3 protein-coding genes and 1 pseudogene are annotated in these 2,183 nt (G+C 46.7%); 1 reads left to right on the plus strand and 3 read right to left on the minus strand.

Going from position 1 to position 2,183, the window contains the following annotated elements; translation table 11 throughout:
* The coding region (locus B3O33_RS11200; protein WP_292363603.1) for a hypothetical protein at positions 1 to 622 on the minus strand (622 nt) is incomplete at its 3' end.
* A 109-nt stretch (positions 623 to 731) separates the two neighbouring features.
* Here B3O33_RS11200 and B3O33_RS11205 point away from each other — a divergent pair.
* Positions 732 to 1,763: a GlxA family transcriptional regulator gene (locus B3O33_RS11205; protein WP_292360564.1), complete on the plus strand. Its 1,032-nt coding sequence runs from the start codon at positions 732 to 734 to the stop codon at positions 1,761 to 1,763.
* 86 nt (positions 1,764 to 1,849) lie between these two features.
* Here the strand turns inward: B3O33_RS11205 and B3O33_RS11210 are convergent, their stop codons facing one another.
* Together B3O33_RS11210 and B3O33_RS11215 are read right to left on the minus strand one after the other, a co-directional pair.
* Positions 1,850 to 2,026 (minus strand): DUF6435 family protein, encoded by a 177-nt coding sequence (locus B3O33_RS11210; RefSeq protein ID WP_292360566.1) that lies wholly within the window; start codon positions 2,024 to 2,026, stop codon positions 1,850 to 1,852.
* Between the two features lie 55 nt (positions 2,027 to 2,081).
* Positions 2,082 to 2,183: pseudogene (locus tag B3O33_RS11215) on the minus strand (exodeoxyribonuclease III); the annotation flags it as partial.

Consider the following 2,183-nt stretch of genomic DNA (forward strand, 5'->3'; position numbering starts at 1 on the left):
CATGCTGGGATTCTTCTTTCCAATGAAACAGAAATACGTCTTTATATAACGGTGATAAGCCCTCACATTCAGCGATACTCTGCCGGTAATGCTGCTGCGTGAACAATTCAATATGGCAGGTTAAGCCAAGCACCGCCCAGGTGGACTTGGTTAACACAGCACGCGCCACATCATTCGGATCAATCGTAAAATAATAGCCTTCAGGCATCACTTTACCGGTCATCACTTCTATCCGGCGAAATAGCGCCTGATGTTTAAGCTCCTCATCGCTTAACCTGATCAGTGCCTCCAGTGCCACTTGATCACCCAACACATGATGCTGGCCCAGCTCCAATACTTTGGCGTTGATAAATCGCTCCACCAGACCAAAAATATTGGCATAAGTACGTCCCTGGATCTGGCTGACAAAGCGTTTGTCCTCTGCAGTCAGGAATCCCCATTGATTTACCCGTGATAACTGGTCGGGCAAAAACTTTTGTGTGGCGTCAAATTCCCGGCCTCGAATCACATCTTCTTCAATCCGCCAGGAAACCCGTTTTGATGCCATTACACATCTTTGATAACGGTGTGCGAATGGCGTAATTTGTTGCTCATTTTCATAAGCCTGATTCATCATATTCATGGTATTTTCCTCATTCATCTGCTTCATTAACGTTTAATGAAGTTATGAAAAAGATTAAGCGTCGTATAAATGCGCTATAAGATGCAAAAAACCAAAAAACGGTTCATTTATGCCAAAAATGACTGCAACCTCGCTTGATGTCTGTATTGTGGCGATTCCGGAAACAGCGGGGTCGGCTTTATATGGCATGAAAGATGTGCTGATGGCGACGGGCAATATCTGGCAGACACTGTCACGTAAAGAACAGCAGCAAACTCCTTTTAATGTGCATATCGTGTCAAACCGTCGTGAGATGTTTTTCTGCGGCAATAACATCCCCATTCAGCCTGACAGCGACTTTCATCATCTGGCCGATTCACCTGATATCGTTATACTGCCGGAGCTATGGCTCGGTCCTGATGAACCGTTGACCGGTCGCTATCCGGAGTTGATCGCCTGGATAAAAACGCAGCATGCAAAAGGCGCCTATATCTACTCGGCCTGCTCAGGCGCCATTATGCTCGCCGAGACAGGGCTGCTGGATGCCTGTGATGCTACTTCCCATTGGGGATATCAGGACTTGTTCCGCAAACATTATCCGAAAGTCCGCTTCAAACCAGAGCCAAATTTAGCCTTTGCAGATACCGCAGGGAAAATAGTGACAGCCGGTGGCACCACGTCGTGGCACGACCTGGCTATTTATATTATTTCCAAGCACTTCAGTCCCGCGGAAGCGGTCAGAATTGCTCAGGTTTATCTGCTTAAGTGGCATGATGAGGGTCAGCTGCCCTATCACACCTTGTTACGGAATAATCCCCATAGCGATCATCTTGTTGCCGAATGCGAAAATGCACTCAAACGCCACTACAAAAACGGCCATGCTCTTCAGCTGACGCTGCAGCAAGCCAATATTCCGGAACGCACGCTCAAACGCAGATTCAAATCCGCGACAGGCTTGACTCTGATTGATTACCTGCAGAATATTCGCATCGAAGCCGCCAAGCGCCAGCTTGAACAGACTCAACTGCCGGTGGATGACATCAGTTTTGAGATCGGCTATGAAGATGCGTCGTTTTTCCGTCGCTTGTTCAAACGCAAAACCGGCTTAACGCCAAGCCAGTATCGCCGAATGTTTAAGCCCATCATTCATGCCGCAGACTAAAGCTGACAACTTCGCAGTAATCACGAATAGTCAGTGCTTAGATCAGGTCGGGGTTTGAAGCCAAGCCATTTTTTGAGGTAACTGAATTATTCAGGTTTCGACTCAAGCCGTTGAATCTCTTCAACCAGAAGCTGAGACTCTTCGGTGAGCCTGGCAAACTTGCGTATGTCACCATTACGTTGCGCCAGCATGGCCTGCTCACGTTTTTGAGCAAGCTGCTTTTTCAGTTTTTTGACTGGGTCCGACTTGAATAATGAAAACATGGTTTGTTTCTCTCAGATAGACCCTAATCAGAGAGAAACAAAACAGGAAAGTTCATTATTTTGGTAGTTCGTAATCGTAATCAATAGTCAGCGGTGCATGATCAGAGAAGCGTTCATCGCGATAAATATCGGTTGCTTTGACTTTACCTTTCAGACT

It is taken from the genome of Methylophaga sp. UBA1464 (assembly GCF_002325665.1).
Taxonomy (GTDB): domain Bacteria; phylum Pseudomonadota; class Gammaproteobacteria; order Nitrosococcales; family Methylophagaceae; genus Methylophaga.